Below are 21,789 nucleotides of genomic sequence, written 5' to 3' on the forward strand. Positions count from 1 at the left end.
CAATCCTTCTTTACACGTCTTCTCTGAAGAAGTTCGGCAAATATTTGCGGTTTGCTTCGAGCATTTCGTTCAGCATGTCTTTCGCAACGGATACGGAAGGCACGAGCGGGTGATGTACAAGAGCTTGCAGCGCGAGACCACGGTCCCCGGTAATCGCCGCTTCAATCGTTAGCTCTTCATACGTCTTCACGGCTTTAAGCAAGCCTTTGACATGACTTGGCACACGCTGTGGTGGCAATGGTATTGGTCCATGACCCGTAATCACACAGTTCACCTCAATACTTGCATCTGCTGGCAAGAAATCATAAATATTGCCGTTCAGCACATTGACCGTCTGGATATCCTGTATATTGTTGTGCAGGGAATACATGAGGTTCACCGCTGCCTCCGAGTAGTAGGCGCCTCCACGCTGTTCCAACTGCTTCGGTTTTTCTTGCAAATGCTCATCTTTGTACAACTCGAACAATTCAGCCTCCACACGACTAACCACTTCGGCGCGGGTACCGTTCTTCTCAAGCGACGCCTTCATATCAGCGAACATTTCGTTCATCATATAGAAATAACGAAGATAGTAGGTTGGGATCGCGCGCAAGGAGCTTAAGAAATCATAATCCCAATCCATCGCGGTAACGTTCGATGCCGTATATTCCTTGCCGCCGTCAATGAGCTCATCCAGCTTGTCTTCCCCGTTGACGTAAGCCGCCGTTACCCAGTGCAAGTGATTGATCCCTACGAATTCAGGCATCGTCTCACTCTGCTTCACACCATACTGTTTCGCGAGGAACTTCTGGAAGTTGATCGGCGAATTGCATAATCCAATCGATTTCACCTTTGAATATTTCGCTACCGCTTCGGTTACGATCCCTGCGGGATTCGTGAAATTGAGCATCCATGCATTTGGTGCCAGCTCTTCAATATCGCGGCAAATATCTAGAATGACAGGAACCGTGCGGAGAGCCTTCATCATGCCCCCTGGGCCCGTCGTCTCTTGTCCGATCACACCATACTTGATTGGAATATGCTCATCGCGTTTACGCGCTTCAAGCAGGCCAACACGAATCTGCGTCGTGACGAAATCGGCGTCCTTGATTGCAGCGCGGCGATCCAGCGTTAAATGAACCTCTGTCGGGATACCCGCCTTCTTCACCATACGCTTCGCGAGCTCGCCTACGATTTCGAGCTTATGCTTGCCTTCCTCAATATCCACGAGCCACAATTCCCGAATCGGCATCTCATTGTACTTCTGAATAAAACCTTCGACGATTTCCGGTGTATACGAAGAACCTCCACCGATGACTGCTACTTTTAAGCCTGCATTTGGATTACTCATGACCATTGTCCTCCTTCGCGCATCCGCTTGATTAATTTATAGAAATTTAATCTGATGTAATTGGTTATAGACTGCATCATTGATCGAATGACCCGCACCGTCCATTGCGCTCATCACGGCCCCTACAACAGGATCCATCTCGACGCGTACGAAGCGTGCATGCGGTGCAAGACTCTGCACTTCCTGCGCAATCGCATCAATCATATGCCGGCTTGTGCTCTTCGAGAATACGCTGCCGCCGAGCACGACATCGAACGCATCCTCCTGCATGTTCAATCTTCGAATTAAGGCATTCGCCGCATTGCCGAACTCTGTACCTTCTTGCTCGAGAATCTGGATGCTTAAGGTATCACCCTTCGCTGCCGCTTCGAAGACAAGCTTCCCCATATCGAGCGGCAATGACTTGCGTCCATACAGAATATCATCGAACAACTCCTCAACACTCATGCTGTCTGTATGTTTCAAGACCAGATCTGTCAGCAACGTAGCAGGTCCGCGTTCATCCCAAGCCCGCACAACAGAGCGGAAAGCGTGAATCGCAAGATCCGTACCTGACCCGTGTCCATCGCCGAACATATAGCCAAAACCGCCATAATCGAGCTCTTCGCCTTTTTTATTTCGTGCTGCGCAATTGGACCCTGTTCCACTAATAATGACAACGCCTGATGCATCTCTTGTACCCGCACGCATGGCGATCATCGTATCACATACAATCTTATAGCGCTTAAACTTTAGGGCAGCAATCATCGGATTTAGAATTTCGAAGTCTGGCCCCCGGTCCGCACCTGCAAGCCCGAAGAACGCAAACGCAATATCATCTTTCTGTAACCCCGCTGAGGCTAGAGCTTGTTCACATGCAGAACGAATATTATTCTCCGCTTCTTCCTTGCCAGTCTGATGATTCCCATTTCCGAATACAATCCCTTGCCCGAGCACTTGTCCTTGCTCATCGACGATGAGTGCGTGAACCTTGGTCCCGCCCGCATCTACGCCTAGAAATCTACTCACTCCAGCGCCCTCCTGACATTCATGACTGAACTGCTGCTTTATCATTCTATACTGTAAAAGTACACGATTTTCGTGCATGCCAGCTACTGCAAACTGATTATCGACTAATACTATCTTACTGTCATTCATCTCAAAACGATAAACACAAAAAAACGGAGCTACTTTCGCAGCTCCGATGGCGATCTACCCATATAATGACGAAATAACCGATTGAAATTCGATAAATTACGGAAGCCGCACTGGGTACAAATATCAATGATTTTGTAATCGGATGTCTCCAAGAGATGCACGGCTGCTCCTAGGCGAAGCTGGATTAAGTAATCCATCGGCGAAGTGCCTACAATCTGACTGAACAAAAAGCTGAAACGAGATGGACTCAGGTGAGCCAGATCGGCTAGCTGCTGCAAGCACCAGGGCTCGGCAATATGCTGCTCCATCTGTTCAACCACCTTCCGAATGTTCTCGATCCCCTGCAATTTGGCCGCATGCTTTGGCAGCTCCTGCAGCGCGAAGGATCGATGTATCGAAGCGAGGAACCGAATCAGATGGGCACGTATGATGGATACATAGGAAGGGAGCTTCCGATCGAACTCTTCCTCCATGCCGTAGAGCATTCGTCTGAGTTCTTCAATAACCGGGTTATTCGCATCGAGCACATTCGAGAACCGCGTTCCGATCTCTCGGAATGGAGCGAGCAGCTCCGGATCATAACGCTGTTCAATCGCGAGCCAGGAAGGGTCGAACATGACGACCATCATCGTCAGCTCCTCCGTCTCAAAAGCGCGATGCAATTCATTGGAATTGATCAGAATGATGTCACCTTGCGAAAAGGTATATTTGTTCCCATCGATAATGTAATACCCTGAACCGCGTACGATGAGATTAATCTCGAGTTCATTGTGCAGGTGTAGTCGTTGGAATAACGGCGAGATGCCCTGACTTTGCGAGATGAGAATCGGAAACGACGGCGGGAGGTCGATCGTATCGCTCGGTATGGAAGATTGAATTTTGTGCATAAGCCGTCTGTCCTCTCTTTCGATCTATGAAACATTCGCACATTCGCCATCACTACTTCTGAGTATATCATATTTCATGCACAATGATTTCCATTATCTACATCCATCCATTTGATACATTTTCAACTTCCCTTTTTGACCAATTCATGTAAAATAGAAAGGTCGTGCCGACGGACTGTCGTCGGACAACCCATACTATTCCCTAAATAAAGGAGCATTTCGATTCATCATGCAAACACAACAAGTCAAAATGACTACAGCGGATCCGAGCGCACTCGGACTTTTTGGCCTAGCGATGGTTACGCTTGTCGCATCCAGCCAAAAACTCGGATGGACCGACGGTCTGTCACTCATCATTCCGTGGGCGATTTTCCTCGGGGCCTTCGCACAGCTCTTCGCCTGCATCCATGATGCCAAGAAGAACAATACATTTGGCGCAACCGCATTTGGCGGATTCGCATTCTTCTGGTTCTCGGTTGCACTCGCTTGGCTGTTCAAAATGGGCGCATTCGGTGAGATCATTGCCTCGCAAGCAGATGGCAAACAACTTGGATTTGCTTTTCTAGGCTATCTGATCTTCTCACTCTACATGACCATCGGTGCAATGGAGACGCACAAAGTACTCTTTATCATCTTCGTCCTCATTGACTTCTTGTTCCTCGGACTCACCTTCGATGCATTCGGCATCATGTCGCATGTCATGCACAAGGTCGCTGCCATCGCTGAGTTCTGCATTGCGATTTTCTCCTTCTACGGTTCTGCCGCTGCCGTGCTTAATGTGCATTTCGGTCGCACATTTTTGCCGGTTGGACAACCGTTCCATATTTTCAAGAAATAGAATATACGCTTAGTTATGACAAAAAGCTATGAATCTCAACGTTGGTTGACATCATAGCTTTTTTGGTGTTCTTGTATAGAATTACAGAAGTAAATAGAGAAAATAGCCGTACACCGATTCCAATTCCTTGACCGAAATCTGCATTGCATCCGCCTGCTGTTCGAAGGACGATTCCGGCAGCTGTTTGATCACTTGGAGCAGCTGCGCCATGTATCCAATCGGCGTATACGTAAGATCAGATTGAAGCACCCGGAACCCCGTCGGCTCAACGGCCTCTAGAATTCCAAAACCAATACACTTCTTAATTCGTGAAGCAATATCCGCATGCGACAGGCGAAGTACCTTACTTAACTCCGTCACCGTAACCGTGCTGATATGTGCTTCGTTCTTTTTCTCCAATAAAATATAAATCAATGTTCTGTATTGTTGGAGCAAATCACCCCAATGGAGTACGGAAGTTTGTCCTTGAATCATCGCTCTCATCTCTCTATATCTATGATATTGGTATGACTCTATTTATTGCTCTGTATAATCTCGAAAGAAACGGCTGACGGGTTGATTGAAATATTTCGCAACCTTATCCGCATTCTCACGCTTTGGGGTAATCCCCTCGAATACCCAGCGCTCAACGGTTCTCGTCTTCAGATCCAGCGCCTGGGCAAGCTCAGGTATGGAAATCTTCGATGCCTCGATCGCGAGATACAGTCGCTCATTCCCGATCTGCCACCGCTTCAACTTACGCAGCGGATACTTCTTGTAACAGAATTCGCAGCTCTCACATCCCTGCATGGGGCGGCCGCACTTCGTACATTGCCCAAGTCTAGCTCGCTGTGCTTCGATCACCTGGCGATTCTTATTCCTGCGCTCTTCACAGCGCTTGCATAAATATCGTTCACTCGGATGTTCGCCGCACTGTGCACATACCCCCTGCATGCGACGCCATTGTCGCAATTTCCGCATCGATATCGCTTCATTTGTCATGCTCATCATTCCTTCAAAAGAACTTCACTTGATGTAAAAATAGAATGATAGCCGAACACGGCTCATTTTATACCTCTATCAGTATCGTATAAATAGGAGCAAGTTACAACGATAATTTCTGCCAAATGGTATAGGTCGTATCGCATTAGGTGAAGGTATGAAGAGGAGGTGTTTCCCATTGGAATGGTTCATGCTCGCCGCGCTCATCATCGTCCCGATGTTGATGCTGGCTCTCGCTTATTATAGTCGACCGATTCGTAACGTCTTGCATGCCCTTGCTCTGCTCAGTTTCTATTGCGCTGGCTCTGTCGTCGCGATCGCGGTCTATCGTACGGTACAGCACGATACAACATTTACGACGGATGTCCATGCTATCTTATTGAATCCTTGGTTGTTGTACCCTGGTGCTTACTTAGGCCTCTATGTCCCCTATCGCATACTGGGCGGATTCGTGAAAAAAAACCAACCGCATTAGCGATGCGATTGGTTTTTACGCTTCGAACACCAAGGGGAGAACAATCTCAAAGGACGTTCCTTGATTAACTTCGCTTGATGCCGTAATGATACCGCCATGATTCACAATAATATTATAACTAATCATAAGTCCGAGACCCGTGCCCGTTTCCTTCGTAGAGTAGAACGGTTGACCAATCTGTTCGAGCTGTTCTGGCGTCATCCCGCATCCTTCATCGCGAATCACGATGCGTACCTCCTGTCCGCAGACCCCGGTGGTCACATACACATTTCCCCCGCCCTGCATGGCATCTATCGCATTCTTGAGCAGATTAATCAACACCTGCTTCAATTGATTCGAATCGCCAGACACCCAGATCGGGTACTGATTCATATTGCCATGGATCTCTACCTTCTTGAGAATCGCTTGTACACTCATGAGGGACATCACATGGTCCAGAATCGCTACAATATCCAAATGCTGAAGGTGCGCTTGATGAGGCCGTGCCAAGATCAGAAGCTCATTAACGATACTCTCAATCCGTTTCAATTCCGATTCTATAATCTCGAAATAGCGTACATCTCTTGTACGACCTGTCTGGAACAACTTCATGAACCCATTAATCGAGGTTAAGGGATTACGAATTTCATGCGCAATGCCCGCTGCGAGCTGTCCGACAACAGCAAGCTTCTCTGATTGCACCAGCTGCTCTTCTTCCCTCTTACGTTCCGTAATGTCAGCATAAATTCCTAGCGCAGCTCGATTACCTCGGTATTGGAAGGATAAAGAGACGCCTTCAACATCTTTCAGTTCGCCTGTCAGACAGTGCACACGATACCGGGTCGGACCGATTCGTTGATAATTCCGATAACGTCTTCTTCGCAATTCAAGCTGTTGATGATAAGACGCATCTACGAGTTGATTTGTCGATAACCCCAAGACTTCTTCCAGATGCGATGCGCCAATCAGTCGAAGCCCCGCCGGGTTCGCATACTGAATCACACCGCCACGGGTAATAAGAACAGTGAACGGGAGATCCTCCAGCAGCTGATCCAATTCTTCTTCAAGATCGTGCATATCGTGTGGGCGTATCTGCTCTCCCGTCCGCGGAAGCACTTGGATGAGAAAAGCCTCCTCACCCTGCTTCTCGCGAAGGTGAGAAATATGGAAATGCACATCGAGAATGTGTTCCTGCTGATGCTGGAGACGTATCCGGAGCTCTCTCCGCTCAAATGCTTCCTCCATCAACATGGCTTGCATCAGCATGAAGACTTCACTACGATCTTCCGGGTATGTAATCTCTTGGGCTGTTAAACTTCGTAATTCATCAGGCTCGTAACCCAGCATGCTGCATAAAGCGAAATTCGCATGGAGGATCTCACCTTTCTCCGATACATAAGCCATCCCAACAACCGCTTGCTCATATGCGACACCATGCGAATGAACTTGCTCAGGACACACTTGAAATCCCCTCTCGAATGAATAATGGTCAGGAATGTAATCTCATTTCATCCGAATTATTCCAGACTAACCCAATTTTACAACTACTCCCTATGACATTCAATAGCTAACCTATTACGTATCTCCAAGATCTTGTAGATGATCGAATATCCGCATTTCTTGCATCGCGTGCTTCGTCTCATCGGTTCCGCATTGATATATTTGCTTGTACACCTGCGTTAAATAATGGTCATAGGCGTCATTCTCTGGGTCTACATGGTACGGAAAAGCAGGAAGATGAGATCGGAAATACGTTCGGTCATCCGAGTTCATCTTCATCTCCAGCAAATGTTGCAATTGATCTACTTCCTCCTGCGTTGCGTAGATCTCAAATTCATAAGGGGTTGCGCCCTGTTCACTTACAATCGAGTTCGATTGTACGGATACATAATATTTATGCTTTTCCATCGAATCACCTCCTCCATTCCTGCCTATGACTTCAGGGAATAATATATGCAAGCCGCCGCGAATACGGCAATCAGGACGAGATAAGGGATATAGACGCGATTGAAAAACCATGGATTTTTCTTCATCTGTGCGTAGTAACGCTTGTCCATCATGTCTTTTTCTTCTTCCTTCACTTTGCATCCTTCCTTTCGCTATGGCGTCAAGAGCTCCCATCCTCTGATCACCCTTATTCTGTCCACTGGTTGGCAATTCATCCGTATCCACCCGTTGCCCGCTTCAAAATACAAAAAACCTCTGGGATAAGCAAGCTCCATAGGAGCGACTGCTTACTAGAGGTTTTTTTGTGTTTTATCCCCTTCTCACTTGTACTTGGACAGCTCCTCCGGATTCAACCGTCACGGGACTCGTGAACGAGATCGTGCCGGACATGGCCGAATAGCTTATAGCCTTATCTTCAAGCACAATAGATTCAATCTGCTGCCCGGCGAGGAAAGGCAACTGTAGTGTGGACAACGTCAAGGTTCCATACAGGACGCATACCGATACGGCATGTTCCGATTTGGTCAATACGCCCCAACCGGAATCCAGCGACCAGAAGCATTGGAAATCGCCTTCCTGCAGGACCGGATTGAACCCGATCATCCCCTGCACCATATCGAATTCGAACCCGCTTAATGTCGGGATCAACGCATAGCTAGCCATCGACCTTGCATAATTGCTTCCGCACTCATATTCGTTCCATGGGTTGCGTCTGTACCCGTCATAGCGGTCTCGAATGGCTTCCACGATCTCTAACCCTTCGGTCACAAGCCCTTCCTGAATCATATGAATCGCTGCTTGATATTCGAACCCGTTCATCGTCTCCTGCGCATAGGTGAGCGGAACGGCTGGCTTCTGTGTCCCTTCCGGCCAGACGCAGATCATAACGCCTGCTTCATCATTCAAGCTGTAGATTCGGCATGGGTTGAATACATCCTGCATACTCTTCTTAAAGTTATGCTCATAAATGGCTTGAAGCGCGGATTTCGTCTGTGCCGGATTGAATATCTCCCCTAAGCCGCTTATGTTCGCATGCCACTGGGCTACAACTTGATCCACGCCGCATCCGTCCACGATTTGATACTTCATCTCCTGTTTCTCAGCATTCCAATAATGCTTCATGGCGCTTGCGTCATAAGATAAGAGAAGGGATTGATCTTTAACGTCCACAATTTGATGATAATAAGAACCGTTGAATAAATGCTCATCCGTCCATGCTTTTCCTCGATTGAATAACGCGCGGTATTCGCCAGCTGTCTCCTGCTCGCCTAGTGCCTCCGCCATTTCGGCGCCAGCCTTGAGCGCCCCCAGGTAGAATCCATTCAGCCACGCATTCGGCCCGAACAGCTCCATATCTAACGTATGGTGCTGTCTTCCCTCGAGTACACCGTCTTTATCCGCATCCCAGCGGTCTTCGTTCGTCGCTGACCATGCATATTCGATCGATTGCTTCACCGCTGACCAATGCTGCTTCAGCCACGCCGTGTCACCGCATATTTTCCAATCCCGATACGTCTTCATGACGCCGCCGAATTGCCCATCCGCGCATGCCCGATAATTATTCGCCGCCCGACCTACTGGCAGCTGCAGTCGGAAGGACATCCTTCCATCTTCCCGCTGGTTATAATGGAAATCTAAATCCCGCATCGAACGTTCTAACGCAGGGAACAAGAATGGAAGCGCATAAGCATAGTTCCAGACATGCGTACAAGAGCCTTCGCAAGATCCTTGGTCAGGAAGACAGCCTTCCCAGCCGTAGAACGATCCATCGGTCAATCGCAGACATGTCGGCGACTTCAATATGGAGATATTCGCAGAGACGGCATCGAGCACCGCTGGCGGCAGCGTCGAGGAGAACAAGGCTTCCTTGAACATTAACGTCTCCTGGTACAACCGATCCCAGTGCTGTAGAGCATAGGCTGCACTTGCCGTAGAGTTCGGGAATATTGTCGCATAATAATTTGTCCATGAATTATGAACCAGTGGATCGCAATTGCCGCCTTCACAAGAACACGACTGCGGGTTCCAATCATTCACGACATTCGGGAAGCTCCAGCTGAGCACAAACCGCACGCTACGCTTCTCCCCTGGACCTAAGTGTATATGCGCCGCAAGCGTGCTATGATCCGTATGCTCTGGAACCGCTTTCGATTGTGCGGTCTCGTAGGAGCGATTCTTGAATTTCCCCGCGGTCGTGAGATCATTCCAATACATCTCAAGATTGTCGAACCAATCGCCGCGATACCAATATTCCTGATAGCTAATATCTTCGCTATCCGTTGCGATCGTCAAATCCCCATATTTCGGATCATGGGTGGCATACCCTGTTGATGACAGCTTGATCATATGGCTGTTCTGTACCTGTGTATACTGGCTCACCCGTTGTTCATCCATGAACGGATTCGAGACTGTGAAGCACAGAGTATAATCCAGAGTACGAGCTGTCGTATTCGTAATCTCAATATCGAAGAAGGCACTTGGAATGCTTGAATCCCGATCATTCAGCGGAATGAACGGGTTGAACGCGGTCATCTGGATGAGACCAGGGAACTTCGCATCTGCGAAGTCCAGCTTCGCGATTGGGAATTCACCCGTAAACTTGAGCGATTCGAAATGCGGTACGCCGGCTAATGTCGAGCGATTCGGCCCGAATCCGTAGCCGCCGTGATGGCGATATCGAATGTTACCCATATGACCTGGCGGCAGATCGCCGTGCAGAACGCGCGCGTCTAGCAGCTCCCCGTCTGCCTCTGTCTTGATAGCAAAATGGCTGAAGTAATTATCGCTCTGCTTGTTCGGACGGTTATAAAGCTCCCAATCGATCAATCGTCCGCTGCCTGACAACCCTAGACTTCCCGATCCAATACCGCCGAGCGGGAACGATATTTCCTTTGCTTGTTCGCCTTGATAGGTGAATCTGCTCATAGGTTCGATCTCCTTTGTCGATTGAATCCAAATCTTCCATTTATCGAAATTTACATATCCTACTGCATTTACGTTCACGTGCACGGGTTTATTGTAGCAGTCCTTTTTTCGGTTGTAAACCACCTAGAGAAAATTCGCATACAATTCATTTATTCAATCCGTTCACGTGCACAAATTGACCAGACGACTGTTTTGAGATACGATAAATCTATCTTAAGGAGAGGACCGGAAATACGCGATGCAGAAGATTACGAGTAAACATATTGCAGAAATATGCGGGGTCACACGCGGTACCGTCGACCGTGCACTGAACAACCGCCCTGGCATTAAGCCTGCGACGCGTGAGAAAATCTTAAAAGCAGCCGAAGAGCTCGGATACCGTCCGGATTATCTAGGTCAGAGTCTCGTTCGAGGCGAGACCCGAACCCTCGGGATTGTGATGTTCGATGTTCATAACCGGATTTTCGCCCAACTATTCCATGCGTTTGAAGAAGTCGCAAGATCACATGGATACTTCGTCTATCTTGTCTTATCCCATAAAGACCAAGCCGTAGAGATTGAATATATACATAATCTAATCGATCGTCGTGTCGACGGAATTGCGCTCAATCCGATCAATGAAGGGGCAGCCTTCGAATCCCTGCTCCAGAAGACGCGAACCCCCATTCTGACTTTTGGAAATGAACTCTCTGCTCATTTCCCTCACATCTGGATCGACGATCAAGCTGCCATTCAAGACGCCGTCAACCATATTGCAGTGAAAGGCTATCAACATATCCTGTATGTCAGTCCGCCGCTCCGATTTAAAGGGCGAGAGAATATCCACGTTCCCGAACAGCGGTATGCAGGGCTTCAGTCGGCTCTTCAACAACACCCTGATATCAGCCATACCGTGATCACCTCAAAAGATTATGTGGACGCCATCCATGCAGAGCTGCAGAAGTCATTCCGACGCACTGCGATTTTATGTACAAGCGATATTTTCGCGCTCGAAGTATTGAAATCGTTAAAAGATGCAGGCATGGATGTCCCTCACGAAGTCGGCGTCATGGGGTTCGATAATATCGATATGCTGAACTATATCGATCCGCCGCTCACAACCGTGGACTACCAAGTCGAGGACATCGGCAGACGCCTAGCAGACTCGCTCATCCGCCGTATTCAAGGCGAGGTCGTTCCTTCACGCACCATAGTAACGCATAGCATTATGGAACGCAGCTCGCTCTAACATCAAAAAGGCTGTTCCCAGGTGGTCATATCCCCGTCAAGTAGACAGCTAAAAAAGCCATAAATTAAGCGGCGATCGCTTTCCTGTATTCAACAGGGGAGAGGTCGCCTAATTTTTTCTGAAACCGCTCATGGTTGTAATAAGCAATATATTCAGTGATCAAACGTTCAGCTTCAGAGGCACCGTTTGGCTTCACCAAATGAAGCTTTTCTGCCTTTAGATGCGAGAAGAACGACTCAACGCACGCATTATCAAAGCAGTTCCCACGTCTAGAATGGCTGCCAACAAGCTTCTGATCTGCAAGGAGCTTTGCATACGTCTTTGTCGTGTATTGAAACCCTTGATCAGAGTGCAGGATCGCTTTTGGTGTATTCAGTTGTTTTACGGTGTCCAGAACAAGTTCTAGGTCATTTCGTTCTCCCAACCTCCAAGTCAAAATCTCATTGTTGTAGAGGTCTAAAACAACTGAAAGATAGAGGAAGCCATGTCCAACGCGAACATAGGTTATGTCGGTTACTAGTTTGAGCTTAGCTGCGGCTGAAGTGAATTCCCGGTTTAATACATTCTGGAACAACACAGAAGGCTTTCTGCCTGCGAAAGGCCGTTTCTTACGTATGACAGACTGGATTCCTAATTCTCGCATGAGTCGTCGCACCTTCTTGTGGTTAACATATAGCCCTTCCTTTCGTAGTGCTGTGCGCATGCGAAAATAACCGTAGTAAGGCCGAATACGGTGAATCGCTAGAATATGCTCTTTAATTACCGTATTCTCATCCATACGTGTTTTCCGGGACTCGTAAGTGGCTAACCATTTATAGTAGCCAGAACGGGAAACCTCAGCAATCTTACACAGTAATTTAATAGGAAAATCGGTTTTCATTTCTCGAATGGACTCGAATCGGACTTGCTTATCCAACTTTCCTCCCCATGTAGATTTGGATTGAGCTTTTTTAGATATTCCACCTGTGCTTTCAAATAACTAATCTCTTCTTCAACTGATCTGAAGCGCTTCTTACTCCATCTCCCTCGAAGATCCTTAAACGTTTCCCCACGCTCAGATTTCTTTACCCAATTCTGAATTTGACTCTTACTCTTGATACTCAGCTTATTCATAATCATGGAATAACTCCAGTGTTCCTCAAGACGTAGTCTAACAGCCTCCTGCTTAGTTGTTTCGTCATAACGATTGAATGTCTGTCCCTTTTTCGCCATGAAAAAATCCCCTCCGGTCAACAGTGTTGAATTCATCATAACATGAACTCTTTTTTTACTGTCTACCGTAAGGGGATAATACCACAGGGGAACAGCCTTTTACTTCGTCTATCCTTGAACCGCGACCGGTTGATTCGCGATCATATCGGCAAGCTTAACAGCCTGGCCGCCTTTCAATCTGGACTGCTCAGATGCAAAGGCTATCAGATGGCTCTGCAACGAGGCTGTCGCGGACGTCAATCCATACGATGGATTCTGGTCGAAGCGTCTCACTTCGCGCAGGAAGGAGCTGACCATGCGCTCGTCGCCGCCGCCGTGTCCGTCGCCGCTCGTGTTACAATTGATCTCCAGCTTCTCCCCAGTCAGATAACGATACAGCGTATAGATGCCGGTATCCATGTCGCCGATGATCTCAGCCTTCGTCCCCATAATCTGTACTCTGCGGGCACCGCTCTCGGTAAGTCCCGACATGATAAAGGAAGCGTTCGCCCCGTTCGTGAACTCCATATTCACGATCTGATGGTCTACCACATTGTTATCGCAGCGATACACGCAGCGTCCGAACGGCCCTTCATGAAGCGCATTCAGAATGCCTTCCTGCGAGAGGTCGCTGGTCATATAACGTGCCCATGGATGATGAGGCGGGTCGATATACATCTTGAGCGCCGAGAACGCGCACTCTTTCTCCACTTCGCAGCCGTCGATGCAGCGGTCCGCCGAGCCTTCCGGCGCATTCTCCGGCCGGAAATGCAGAAGCGAGCCGAAGGAGCTCACGTTAGTGCATTCTTGCCCCATCAACCAAGAGATAATATCGAGGTCATGGCATGATTTCGCGAGAATCATCGGGCTCGTCTCTTCGGAATTCCGCCAGTTCCCGCGAACATAACTATGCGTCATATGACGGTAACCAACATTCTCCGTCAATTGGATCGTCGCGACGGTTCCAAGCTCGCCTTGCTCGATGCATTTCTTGATTCCTGTCCAGAACGGTGTATAGCGAAGCACATGGCTCACGATCAACAGACGCTCATGCTTAAGCGACGCCTGCTCGAGCGCAATGCACTCCTCCTGCGAAGGCGACATCGGCTTCTCGAGCAACACGTGATAGCCGAGTTCCATCGCCATCATTGCTGGAACGTAATGCATCCGATCGAGTGTACTAATGATCATTACGTCCGCAATCTTGCCTTTCTCAAATGCTTTTTCCCATGAATCGTATACTTGATCCGGAGCAATCTGATGAATTGCCGCGAAATTATTCCTGCGCTCATCATCTGGTTCTGCGACCGCAACGATCTTCATTTCATTCGGATATTTTTCCGCATAAGGCCCATAGATGTATCGACCTCTGCTGCCTGCACCAAGTAGTACCGCGGTTAGTGTTCTCACGTCATTTCCCCCTCATGTTCACCCTCTGACTTCTATAGTAAAGGCAGAGCTAGGTACACGAAAGAGATCGTTGCTTACATTTCATATACATTTATTGACCTGGCCTATGTTCCGGAACGGACGATGCGGTACTCCTGCGGCGTGATGTCATTCTGCTTCTTGAAGAAGCGGATAAAGGCGAGAGCTGAGTTATAACCAAGCGCGGTCGCGATTTCGCCTACTTTCATCGACGATTTCAACAGCATTTCCTGCGCGATTAAGTTCCGGTAATCGTTAATATATTTAGAGAGGCCGATCCCCGTCATTTGCTTATACAGTCTGGAGAGGTAGGACGGATTCAAGCCGACGTAATCTGCAAGCGCATTCAGCGAAATATCGGTTGCGATATTTTCTTCGATGTATCGATGAACCTTATTCACGACCTCCGTCGGCAATTGCGTGCCACGCATCGTATTCCATTCGAATAGATAGTCAGCGAGCTGCCAGAAATATTGAATCATATCCGGCCAGGAAGACGCATCCTTAGGCTGGAACAGTCGATCCAAATCCAGCTGCGTGTTCACATAGTCGCGGAAATCCCGATTCTTATGAATATAGAACAAGAACACGGCTGATAGGGAATGGTACAGCTCTGTCTTCCGCTCATTCGGCGTCTTCGGATCATTCCAGATCGAAGTCAATTCGACATATAACTTATTGAACGGTTCACGATGATTATTCTCAATGCAGGTCATGAGCAATTGAATACGAGAATGGTAGAAGCAATCATGATAAGCTCCTGCTTTATCGTCTTCATCCTCGGACTGCATATCAATATCCGTCAAGATGACTTCGTTGGATAAGCCATGACCGTGCGCGAGACCGAACTTGATCGAATGAAACCGATCAGAGACATGCTCCCATAACGTTGGCTCGCTGCCCAGTACGAAAGATACTGGCAGACTCAGCAATCGCTTACAAGTTCCTTGAACCGTCTCGAGAATCCCGCTCGTATATCGATATACACGCCCCCAATCCAATGTGTGGGAATGGTTGGCATTCGGTTCAGAAGGCAGCGGTTGAATGAGCCACACGATTCGCGTCAGATCATATACGAAGGAGAAGCTTCGCACTTGCGCAGATAGATATTCATCACATACATTCTGGAATGCGTACGTTAGCAGCGCTTTATCCGGTGTCGTGAACAGTTCTCGCCATGCATCTACTCTACCTATCAGGATAAAGACAGGCAAATTCGCATCAAGTGGAATATCGATCTCCTTGAATGTACGTTCTAATTGACTCTGTGTGACCTGTTTGCCCTGGAAGAGCCCCCACAAATAATCTTTCTGGAGAGATGGCAGTGCTTGTCGCATCTTCGTCTGTGCTCTAGCTATAATTTGCTGCTGACTATACTCCGCCTCCAGCGTCGTTATGGCTCGCTCGACTGATTCGATAATTTTCTCATCGCTCTCTACTTTCAGAATATACTCGAAGCCGCCATACGTAATGGCGCTCCGCGCATAGTGAAAATCATTGTAACCCGTGAGAAAAATGACTTTGCAGGCCGGCCACTCCTTTTTAATCTCCTGCAGCAGCTCGATCCCTTCCAGCCCTGGCATCTTAATATCTGAGATCACGATATCGACGCGCTGCTCCCGCATGACGCTCAGCGCTTCTTCACCGGAATAGGCCTTAAGCAGCTCAAGCTTCAAGTGATCCGTCTGTTCGAATAATTCGAGCAATCCATCCACAATGATCGGAAGATCATCCACGATTAGCAATCGGTACATGCGAGTTCCCCCTCTAGTCTACACTCAGATTGATTTTGACTTGCAGTCCGCCTAGCTCAGAACGCGACATCGTAATGCCATACTCCGCCCCATAACGCAATTGAATTCTTCGATGAACATTCATTAGACCTGTTGTCTCTTCCATACGAATCGAAGATTGCCGAAGCCGTTGATTTAGCCGTTCAATCTCCTCATCGGAAATACCCGTTCCGTTATCTTCGACATACATCGTAAAGTCATGTTCTTTTTGCTCCATATGAACCCATAATTCTCCCCGCTCGACCATATTGCCGAGCGCATGTTTATAGGCATTCTCGATAATCGGCTGCAGAATGAGCCGCGGCACGAAGATATTCGGTGTATCCCCTTCGAAGAGGACCTGGATGCGCTCACCGTAACAAATGGTCTGCATATCGACATAGGTGCGCGAATGGTTCACTTCCAGCTCCAGCGGAATTTCGTCCTCGTCATTACGTGTAATAAATTGAAAATACTGCCCAATATAAAGACAGAATTGATAAGCTTTCTCTTTCTGATGCTCGGACTTGATTAGTCGGCATAAGACGAAGAAACAATTATATAAGAAATGAGGATTGATCTGCGATTGCAATCGTTTCAGCTCGGAGCGTTGATTGCGAATTTGCTGCTCATAGTTCTCCTCGATTAATGTCTTGAGGGATTGTACCGTATCATTAAAGGCTTGGTACAAATAGCCGAACTCATCCTGCCCGCGATCAATCGGAATGGGCTCCAGCCTGTTCTGCTGCACGCGTCGGAAGGATTGGACCAACTTCATTAATGGCCGATAGATAAGTCTTAATAAAAAATAAGAAAAGAAGAACACAATACATACGGCGAGCACACAAGCACCCCAAAACAACAATCGGTACTTCTGCAAAGGGCCTAGCACATTCTCTTCCGGAATGCTCGTAATGGAATACGAATGCCAGAGCTCTGAATACTTATAGACGGTTAAATAGCGTTCCCCATCGACATGCAAAGTCACATAACCTTCTTGTGCTTTCGAACGCTCTAGTTCTTTGGCGTATGCCCTCATCTCGGCAAGCAGCTTCGGATCATGTGCCCCGGAAATTTCCCAACCGCGATCTAAATTCAGCAGCACCGTCTGTCCGCCTCGCGAGTCCCCAATCTGCTCGAGCGTCTCACGGATCTTGTTCGTCGACAACTCCACCCCGACGAGATAGATCGGATTCTTTGCGAAGCTGCTCGGGTACTGCATCGTGATAAACAATCGTTCCTGCCAATAGATGAACGGCTCCTCATACTTCTTCGCGCTTTGCTGCATCGCCTTGTATTCCTGTTGATCCATAGCCGTCTCGAAATTCAAACTTAATATCGTACGGTCAATTAATGGGACATAAGCTCTCGCTTCACGAATGAAAGGACTCGAATTTTTCATCAGATCCAAGCGACGCTGAATATCAAGCACCATCTTAGCCCGTTCATAATAACTCATCGCTGTGCCTGTTGTCGCAATTTCCATCAAATCTTTGTCCATGACATAATTCGGCAAATATCGACTAATGCGATCTGCCTCCTTATCTAACGAATCCATATAGAACCGGGTCGTATTTAGAATCGAGGATGAGATCTCGGTCCGAATATTGTCCGAGCCCCGGTCATTGATCATCCACGTAATGAGCATAAGAGGCAACAAGGCTGCCAAAAAGGCAGCCAACATTTTCTTGAATATGGAGGAGTCCTGTAACATAAATTTGCTCTTCAACATCTGTTCTCTCCTCTAATAGTATCGTAGCGAAAATATTCTGCAATACTATTCTTTGACACTCCCCATTACAATTCCTTTAATGAAGAACCTCTGCATGAACGGATATACGATGAGAATCGGGAATGCTGCGACGAAAATCTGTGCTGCCCGGCTCGTACGATCTGACACTTTGAGTGCCAATTCGATATTTTCCGCTTTGATGAAACGGAAATCTAATTTAACAATAACCGTCTGCAAGAAGGTCTGCAACGGATAATTATCCGTATGATTCATGTAGAGCATCCCGTCGAACCAGCTATTCCAATGCCCTACCATCGTGAACAAACCTGTCGTTGCGAGTGCAGGTAAGGACAACGGGACATAGATTTTCCATAACGTCTTGAAATGTCCTGCGCCGTCAATTCGCGAAGATTCCTCAAGTTCCTTCGGCAGACTGCGGTAGAAATTGAGAAGCAAAATGACGTTGAATACGGCGACAGCTCCTGGTAGAACCAGCGCCCAGATCGTATCGATCATGCCGAGAGACTTAATCGTCGTATACGTCGGAATGAGTCCTCCGCTGAATAGAATCGTAAATACGAATACCCATGCGTAGAATGTACGCAGCCGGAACTGCCTGGAATCTTTGGACAATGGATACGCTGTAATAATCGTCAGCGCCATACTGATTGTTGTCCCTAGAACAACACGTTGAATCGAGATCCAAAATGCACGAAGATATTCCGGCTTGCCGAATACGTTCTCGTAAGCAGCGGTTGTAAATTCAACCGGCCAGAGCAGGACTTTTCCGGCTGATGCCGCCTGTCCGGAGCTGAATGAGATCGCTAGAATATGAATAATAGGCATAAGACATAAAAAGGATATGAGTGCCAAAAAGAAAAAGTTGCATACTAGGAACAACTTTCTGGACCATGATTTGTTACGATGCACGATGTGTCTCTCCCTTCTGAATTACCGGGCGTGTGTCTTAGAAGATGCGGTAATTCGCTATCCGATAGGCTAAGACATAAGAAACCGAAATGAAAATAAAGGATACGATGGATTTAAGCAGCCCAACCGCTGTCGCGAATCCAAACTGTGCTTGTTGGACCCCCATACGGTAGACGAATGTATCGATAATATCCGCACTTTCATAGACCGGCGGGCTGTACAGATTGAAGATTTGCTCAAAGCCAGCATTCAATACATTACCGATATTGAGTGTGAGCATCAGGATAATGATTGGCATCATCCCTGGCAGAGTGACGTTCAATATCTGCTTGAATCGCCCAGCCCCATCAATCTCAGCTGCTTCATACAGCGATGGGTTAATTCCGGTCAATGCAGCCAGATAGACGATCGTCCCGAACCCGAACTCCTTCCATACATCCGATATGACCATCACATAAGGAAACCAGGCATTATCGCCTAAGAAGAAGATCGGCTTGATTCCAAATATGCTGAGAAATTGATTCAGGATCCCGGCGGATGGAGAAAGAATATCAACCAAAATACCGCTTAATAGAACCCAAGATAGAAAGTGTGGCAAGTATACGAGCGTCTGGAACGTCCGCTTGACCCATTCTTTCCGCAGCTCATTGAGCAGAATCGCTATCGTGATAGGCACAATCAATCCGGCAATAATTTTCATAACCGCAATGTAAATCGTGTTCAGAAAGACCCGCCCGATGTCGGGGTAATCGATTAACAACTGAAAATTTTTCATCCCAATAAAGGGTGATCCGAGCAAACCTTTATTCGGGATATACTTTTGAAAAGCCATCATAATGCCAGCCATCGGATAATAGCAGAAGATCAATACCAAAATTAATCCTGGAAGCAGCATCATATGAAGTGGCCACTCCCGCTTCCACATTCGTGTCAATACATTCATGAATTTCACCTCGCTGTATTAAAAGAGGGGTTGTTATGATTCAACCCCTCAGCCCATCCTTCATGCGATTATTTGTGGCTTGCGTACCACTCGTTCACTTCTTTGGTAATGTCATCGCCGCCAAGCTTCTTCCATTCGCCGACGAACTTATCGAATTCATCAACGGACACTTGGTTCATAATGATTTTGAAGTAGATTTCATCACGTTTCTTGAGCAAAATTTCTTGGCGATCCGCCATCGTAGGCGTAGGTGCACCGTAGAATTTGTTTTGCAGGTACTCTTTGTTTTGCAGGATTTTCGGGTTATGCGATACTGCGCCGTTCGGACCCGAAATCAGAGGTTCCCACCACATATTGATATCGCTGCCATCGATAAATTTCATCGCACGTTCATAACGACCCTTCTGATCTGCAGTTTGAAGAATGCTAGGATCTTTCGTCTCAATCGCTTTCGGCAGAATCTCGCCGTTGTTATCCAGCTGTTTACCAACGCGAAGTGGGCTAAGCAGCCAGTAGTTATTGCCTTTTTCTTTCTTGTCTTTACCATACAAATAGATTTTTTGCTCATCTGTCGGAGTCATCGTATTATCCACGACAATCCATTGGTTCAGCAATCTGATTACGCCTTCCGGATGCTTTGCTTGTTTGGAAATAACATAATAATCATCTACACCAATACCGATTTGGTTCAATGTTGGGCTGCCATCGATGGAAGGAATAGGGTATGCGCCCCACTCTTGCACGACTTTACCATCTTTGACCGCGCCCTTCACCAGCTGTGCAGGCGTCCAGGATGCACCAAATACAAGACCTACATTGTTGTTGTAAAGAAGCTCTGCTTCTTTTTCGGTATCTTTAACGGCGAATTCAGGATCGATTAAACCTTTCTTGAACATATCTTGAAGCGCTTTGAGCGCATCCTTCACTTGCGGCTGGATGTCACTGTTCACGAGATTGCCGCTCGCATCTTCCATCCATAGATTTTCATAAGCGTGGTAACCGTTAAGGAATGCGCGAAGACCCGTTACACCTGTATCGATTTTGAATGGTTCCTTGCTGACGGCGATACCGTAAGGCTTGCCAGTGCCGCCTGGGTCTTTCGTCTTGAAGGCTTCAGCGATCGTAAGCACGTCTTGCATCGTCTTCGGCTCTGGCAGATTCAACTTCTTCAGCCAGTCTGTGCGTACGTACAAGTATTGGAAATTGTACGGATTGTAGGAGCTCGGAATTCCCATCAATTTTCCGTCGATCGTCGCGGTCTTCATCTGCATGCCGCCGTCCATCGTCAGGAACTTCTTCGTATTGTCCGTTGCGTTCTTGTCGTATACATCCGTGATATCCATGATCATGTCTGCTTCTGTCAGCTCTTTGAGCTGTGTCGCGCTCACGAGCATGAGATCCGGAATATCGTTGGATGCGATCGTCATTTTCAATTTTTCTTTGAATTGCGTGACGTCTGCTACCCATTTATTCGTGATTTTTACGCCTAGGTCTTTTTCGTACTGATCATAGACGGCGTTCTTGTCGAAGCTCTCGCCTTCGTCGAATTTCAAATACGGGTCACTCTGTGATACGGTAGATACTTCGATCACTTCATTTTCTTTCGGCGTTTCCGTTGTTTGCGTCTGTTCCTTTGTCGGTTCCGCCGGCTTCTGCGCTTCTTCTTTCGTACCGCCGCATGCTGTTAATGCCATACTGAGGACGAACAATAAGATCAAGAGTGCTTTGCTTTTTCTTCTCATATGAACCCTCCCTAGTGATCTCGAAAAGTGATGATTGGCTGATGGATCAGCTCAATGCTCTCTTCTTACTTTTAGTATAGGAAGATGACAGCCTATCTTCTATATACTAGTCTTTACTTTCGTATACACCTTTTGACACACCCCATATCATTCCATAGGAAAGCAAAAAAGCCAACCCCGTAACCTTGGAGCAGGTTATAAGGTGGCTTGACATCCAGCTCATCGAACGACTTTAGATACAGGTCTTCAGATACACTATTGATGCTCATGCGGCGTTCTCTCATGATTTGTTAGGGATAATGGCATACTAACCCAGAATGAATC

General features: G+C 47.4%; 19 protein-coding genes. 3 read left to right on the forward strand and 16 right to left on the reverse strand.

The annotated features are described in order from the left end of the window. Positions 1 to 10: 10 nt before the first annotated feature. From GCU39_RS15995 to GCU39_RS16005, 3 genes are all read right to left on the reverse strand, one after another. Entirely contained in the window at positions 11 to 1,330 is a 1,320-nt protein-coding gene (locus GCU39_RS15995; RefSeq protein WP_152394435.1) for a 6-phospho-beta-glucosidase, read from the reverse strand. Positions 1,331 to 1,366: 36 nt separating this feature from the next. Next, complete coding sequence (locus tag GCU39_RS16000) at positions 1,367 to 2,338, reverse strand: N-acetylglucosamine kinase (protein WP_152394436.1); 972 nt, start codon at positions 2,336 to 2,338, stop codon at positions 1,367 to 1,369. 158 nt (positions 2,339 to 2,496) lie between these two features. After that, the gene (locus GCU39_RS16005; protein WP_152394437.1) at positions 2,497 to 3,354 is read right to left on the reverse strand and encodes an AraC family transcriptional regulator; all 858 of its coding nucleotides are present in this window, start codon (positions 3,352 to 3,354) and stop codon (positions 2,497 to 2,499) included. A gap of 229 nt (positions 3,355 to 3,583) precedes the next feature. Here GCU39_RS16005 and GCU39_RS16010 point away from each other — a divergent pair, with 229 nt between their 5' ends. After that, positions 3,584 to 4,192 carry an acetate uptake transporter gene (locus GCU39_RS16010; RefSeq protein WP_152394438.1) on the forward strand — a complete coding sequence of 203 codons (609 nt, stop codon included), beginning with the start codon at positions 3,584 to 3,586 and terminating at the stop codon, positions 4,190 to 4,192. 81 nt (positions 4,193 to 4,273) lie between these two features. Here the strand turns inward: GCU39_RS16010 and GCU39_RS16015 are convergent, their stop codons facing one another. Both GCU39_RS16015 and GCU39_RS16020 read right to left on the reverse strand, forming a co-directional pair. Then, positions 4,274 to 4,666 carry a hypothetical protein gene (locus tag GCU39_RS16015; RefSeq protein ID WP_152394439.1) on the reverse strand — a complete coding sequence of 131 codons (393 nt, stop codon included), beginning with the start codon at positions 4,664 to 4,666 and terminating at the stop codon, positions 4,274 to 4,276. Between the two features lie 42 nt (positions 4,667 to 4,708). Next, positions 4,709 to 5,152 (reverse strand): helix-turn-helix domain-containing protein, encoded by a 444-nt coding sequence (locus tag GCU39_RS16020; RefSeq protein WP_152394440.1) that lies wholly within the window; start codon positions 5,150 to 5,152, stop codon positions 4,709 to 4,711. A 199-nt stretch (positions 5,153 to 5,351) separates the two neighbouring features. On the opposite strand from GCU39_RS16020, the gene GCU39_RS16025 reads away from it, so the two are divergent. Beyond that, entirely contained in the window at positions 5,352 to 5,648 is a 297-nt protein-coding gene (locus GCU39_RS16025) for a hypothetical protein (protein ID WP_152394441.1), read from the forward strand. A 15-nt stretch (positions 5,649 to 5,663) separates the two neighbouring features. On the opposite strand, the gene GCU39_RS16030 is transcribed toward GCU39_RS16025, so the two are convergent. From GCU39_RS16030 to GCU39_RS16040, 4 genes are all read right to left on the reverse strand, one after another. Next, a complete protein-coding gene (locus GCU39_RS16030; RefSeq protein WP_152394442.1) occupies positions 5,664 to 7,088 on the reverse strand; it encodes a PAS domain-containing sensor histidine kinase in 1,425 nt (474 codons plus the stop codon). A 114-nt stretch (positions 7,089 to 7,202) separates the two neighbouring features. Beyond that, positions 7,203 to 7,535 (reverse strand): hypothetical protein, encoded by a 333-nt coding sequence (locus tag GCU39_RS16035; protein ID WP_152394443.1) that lies wholly within the window; start codon positions 7,533 to 7,535, stop codon positions 7,203 to 7,205. A 23-nt stretch (positions 7,536 to 7,558) separates the two neighbouring features. Next, positions 7,559 to 7,708, reverse strand: a complete 150-nt coding sequence (locus GCU39_RS31560) for a hypothetical protein (protein WP_193726500.1) — start codon at positions 7,706 to 7,708, stop codon at positions 7,559 to 7,561. 175 nt (positions 7,709 to 7,883) lie between these two features. Further along, complete coding sequence (locus tag GCU39_RS16040; RefSeq protein ID WP_152394444.1) at positions 7,884 to 10,499, reverse strand: GH116 family glycosyl-hydrolase; 2,616 nt, start codon at positions 10,497 to 10,499, stop codon at positions 7,884 to 7,886. Positions 10,500 to 10,737: 238 nt separating this feature from the next. On the opposite strand from GCU39_RS16040, the gene GCU39_RS16045 reads away from it, so the two are divergent. Beyond that, a complete protein-coding gene (locus tag GCU39_RS16045; protein WP_152394445.1) occupies positions 10,738 to 11,727 on the forward strand; it encodes a LacI family DNA-binding transcriptional regulator in 990 nt (329 codons plus the stop codon). A gap of 64 nt (positions 11,728 to 11,791) precedes the next feature. Here GCU39_RS16045 and GCU39_RS16050 read toward each other — a convergent pair. The 7 genes from GCU39_RS16050 to GCU39_RS16080 all read right to left on the reverse strand — a co-directional run bounded on the left by GCU39_RS16050 (position 11,792) and on the right by GCU39_RS16080 (position 21,465). Beyond that, positions 11,792 to 12,939, reverse strand: a protein-coding gene (locus GCU39_RS16050; RefSeq protein ID WP_152397154.1) for an IS3 family transposase whose coding sequence is annotated in 2 segments (ribosomal slippage) — positions 11,792 to 12,681 and positions 12,681 to 12,939 — 1,149 coding nt in all. Because the reading frame shifts where the segments join, the coding sequence is not laid out codon by codon here. Positions 12,940 to 13,047: 108 nt separating this feature from the next. After that, positions 13,048 to 14,328, reverse strand: a complete 1,281-nt coding sequence (locus GCU39_RS16055; RefSeq protein ID WP_152394446.1) for a Gfo/Idh/MocA family protein — start codon at positions 14,326 to 14,328, stop codon at positions 13,048 to 13,050. A 104-nt stretch (positions 14,329 to 14,432) separates the two neighbouring features. Then, positions 14,433 to 16,100: a response regulator gene (locus GCU39_RS16060; protein WP_152394447.1), complete on the reverse strand. Its 1,668-nt coding sequence runs from the start codon at positions 16,098 to 16,100 to the stop codon at positions 14,433 to 14,435. Between the two features lie 13 nt (positions 16,101 to 16,113). Further along, on the reverse strand, positions 16,114 to 17,847 hold the full coding sequence (locus tag GCU39_RS16065; RefSeq protein ID WP_193726986.1) for a sensor histidine kinase: 1,734 nt from the start codon (positions 17,845 to 17,847) through the stop codon (positions 16,114 to 16,116). Between the two features lie 48 nt (positions 17,848 to 17,895). Next, positions 17,896 to 18,780, reverse strand: coding sequence for a carbohydrate ABC transporter permease (locus GCU39_RS16070; protein ID WP_152394449.1), 885 nt, complete (start codon positions 18,778 to 18,780; stop codon positions 17,896 to 17,898). 37 nt (positions 18,781 to 18,817) lie between these two features. Continuing rightward, on the reverse strand, positions 18,818 to 19,723 hold the full coding sequence (locus GCU39_RS16075) for an ABC transporter permease (RefSeq protein ID WP_193726501.1): 906 nt from the start codon (positions 19,721 to 19,723) through the stop codon (positions 18,818 to 18,820). A gap of 68 nt (positions 19,724 to 19,791) precedes the next feature. Further along, complete coding sequence (locus GCU39_RS16080; RefSeq protein WP_152394450.1) at positions 19,792 to 21,465, reverse strand: extracellular solute-binding protein; 1,674 nt, start codon at positions 21,463 to 21,465, stop codon at positions 19,792 to 19,794. Between the last annotated feature and the right edge of the window lie 324 nt (positions 21,466 to 21,789).

This window comes from Paenibacillus guangzhouensis, assembly GCF_009363075.1.
Lineage (GTDB): Bacteria > Bacillota > Bacilli > Paenibacillales > Paenibacillaceae > Paenibacillus_K > Paenibacillus_K guangzhouensis.

What these genes read in the sequence shown, in the direction of transcription:
- GCU39_RS16015 (WP_152394439.1), bottom strand. Translation starts at nt 4,666, where the DNA reads ATGATTCAAGGACAAACTTCCGTACTCCATTGGGGTGATTTGCTCCAA.
- GCU39_RS16020 (WP_152394440.1), bottom strand. Translation starts at nt 5,152, where the DNA reads ATGCGGAAATTGCGACAATGGCGTCGCATGCAGGGGGTATGTGCACAG.
- GCU39_RS16005 (WP_152394437.1), bottom strand. Translation starts at nt 3,354, where the DNA reads ATGCACAAAATTCAATCTTCCATACCGAGCGATACGATCGACCTCCCG.
- GCU39_RS16010 (WP_152394438.1), top strand. Translation starts at nt 3,584, where the DNA reads ATGCAAACACAACAAGTCAAAATGACTACAGCGGATCCGAGCGCACTC.
- GCU39_RS16075 (WP_193726501.1), bottom strand. Translation starts at nt 19,723, where the DNA reads ATGAATGTATTGACACGAATGTGGAAGCGGGAGTGGCCACTTCATATG.
- GCU39_RS15995 (WP_152394435.1), bottom strand. Translation starts at nt 1,330, where the DNA reads ATGAGTAATCCAAATGCAGGCTTAAAAGTAGCAGTCATCGGTGGAGGT.
- GCU39_RS16080 (WP_152394450.1), bottom strand. Translation starts at nt 21,465, where the DNA reads ATGAGAAGAAAAAGCAAAGCACTCTTGATCTTATTGTTCGTCCTCAGT.
- GCU39_RS16035 (WP_152394443.1), bottom strand. Translation starts at nt 7,535, where the DNA reads ATGGAAAAGCATAAATATTATGTATCCGTACAATCGAACTCGATTGTA.
- GCU39_RS16060 (WP_152394447.1), bottom strand. Translation starts at nt 16,100, where the DNA reads ATGTACCGATTGCTAATCGTGGATGATCTTCCGATCATTGTGGATGGA.
- GCU39_RS16045 (WP_152394445.1), top strand. Translation starts at nt 10,738, where the DNA reads ATGCAGAAGATTACGAGTAAACATATTGCAGAAATATGCGGGGTCACA.
- GCU39_RS16040 (WP_152394444.1), bottom strand. Translation starts at nt 10,499, where the DNA reads ATGAGCAGATTCACCTATCAAGGCGAACAAGCAAAGGAAATATCGTTC.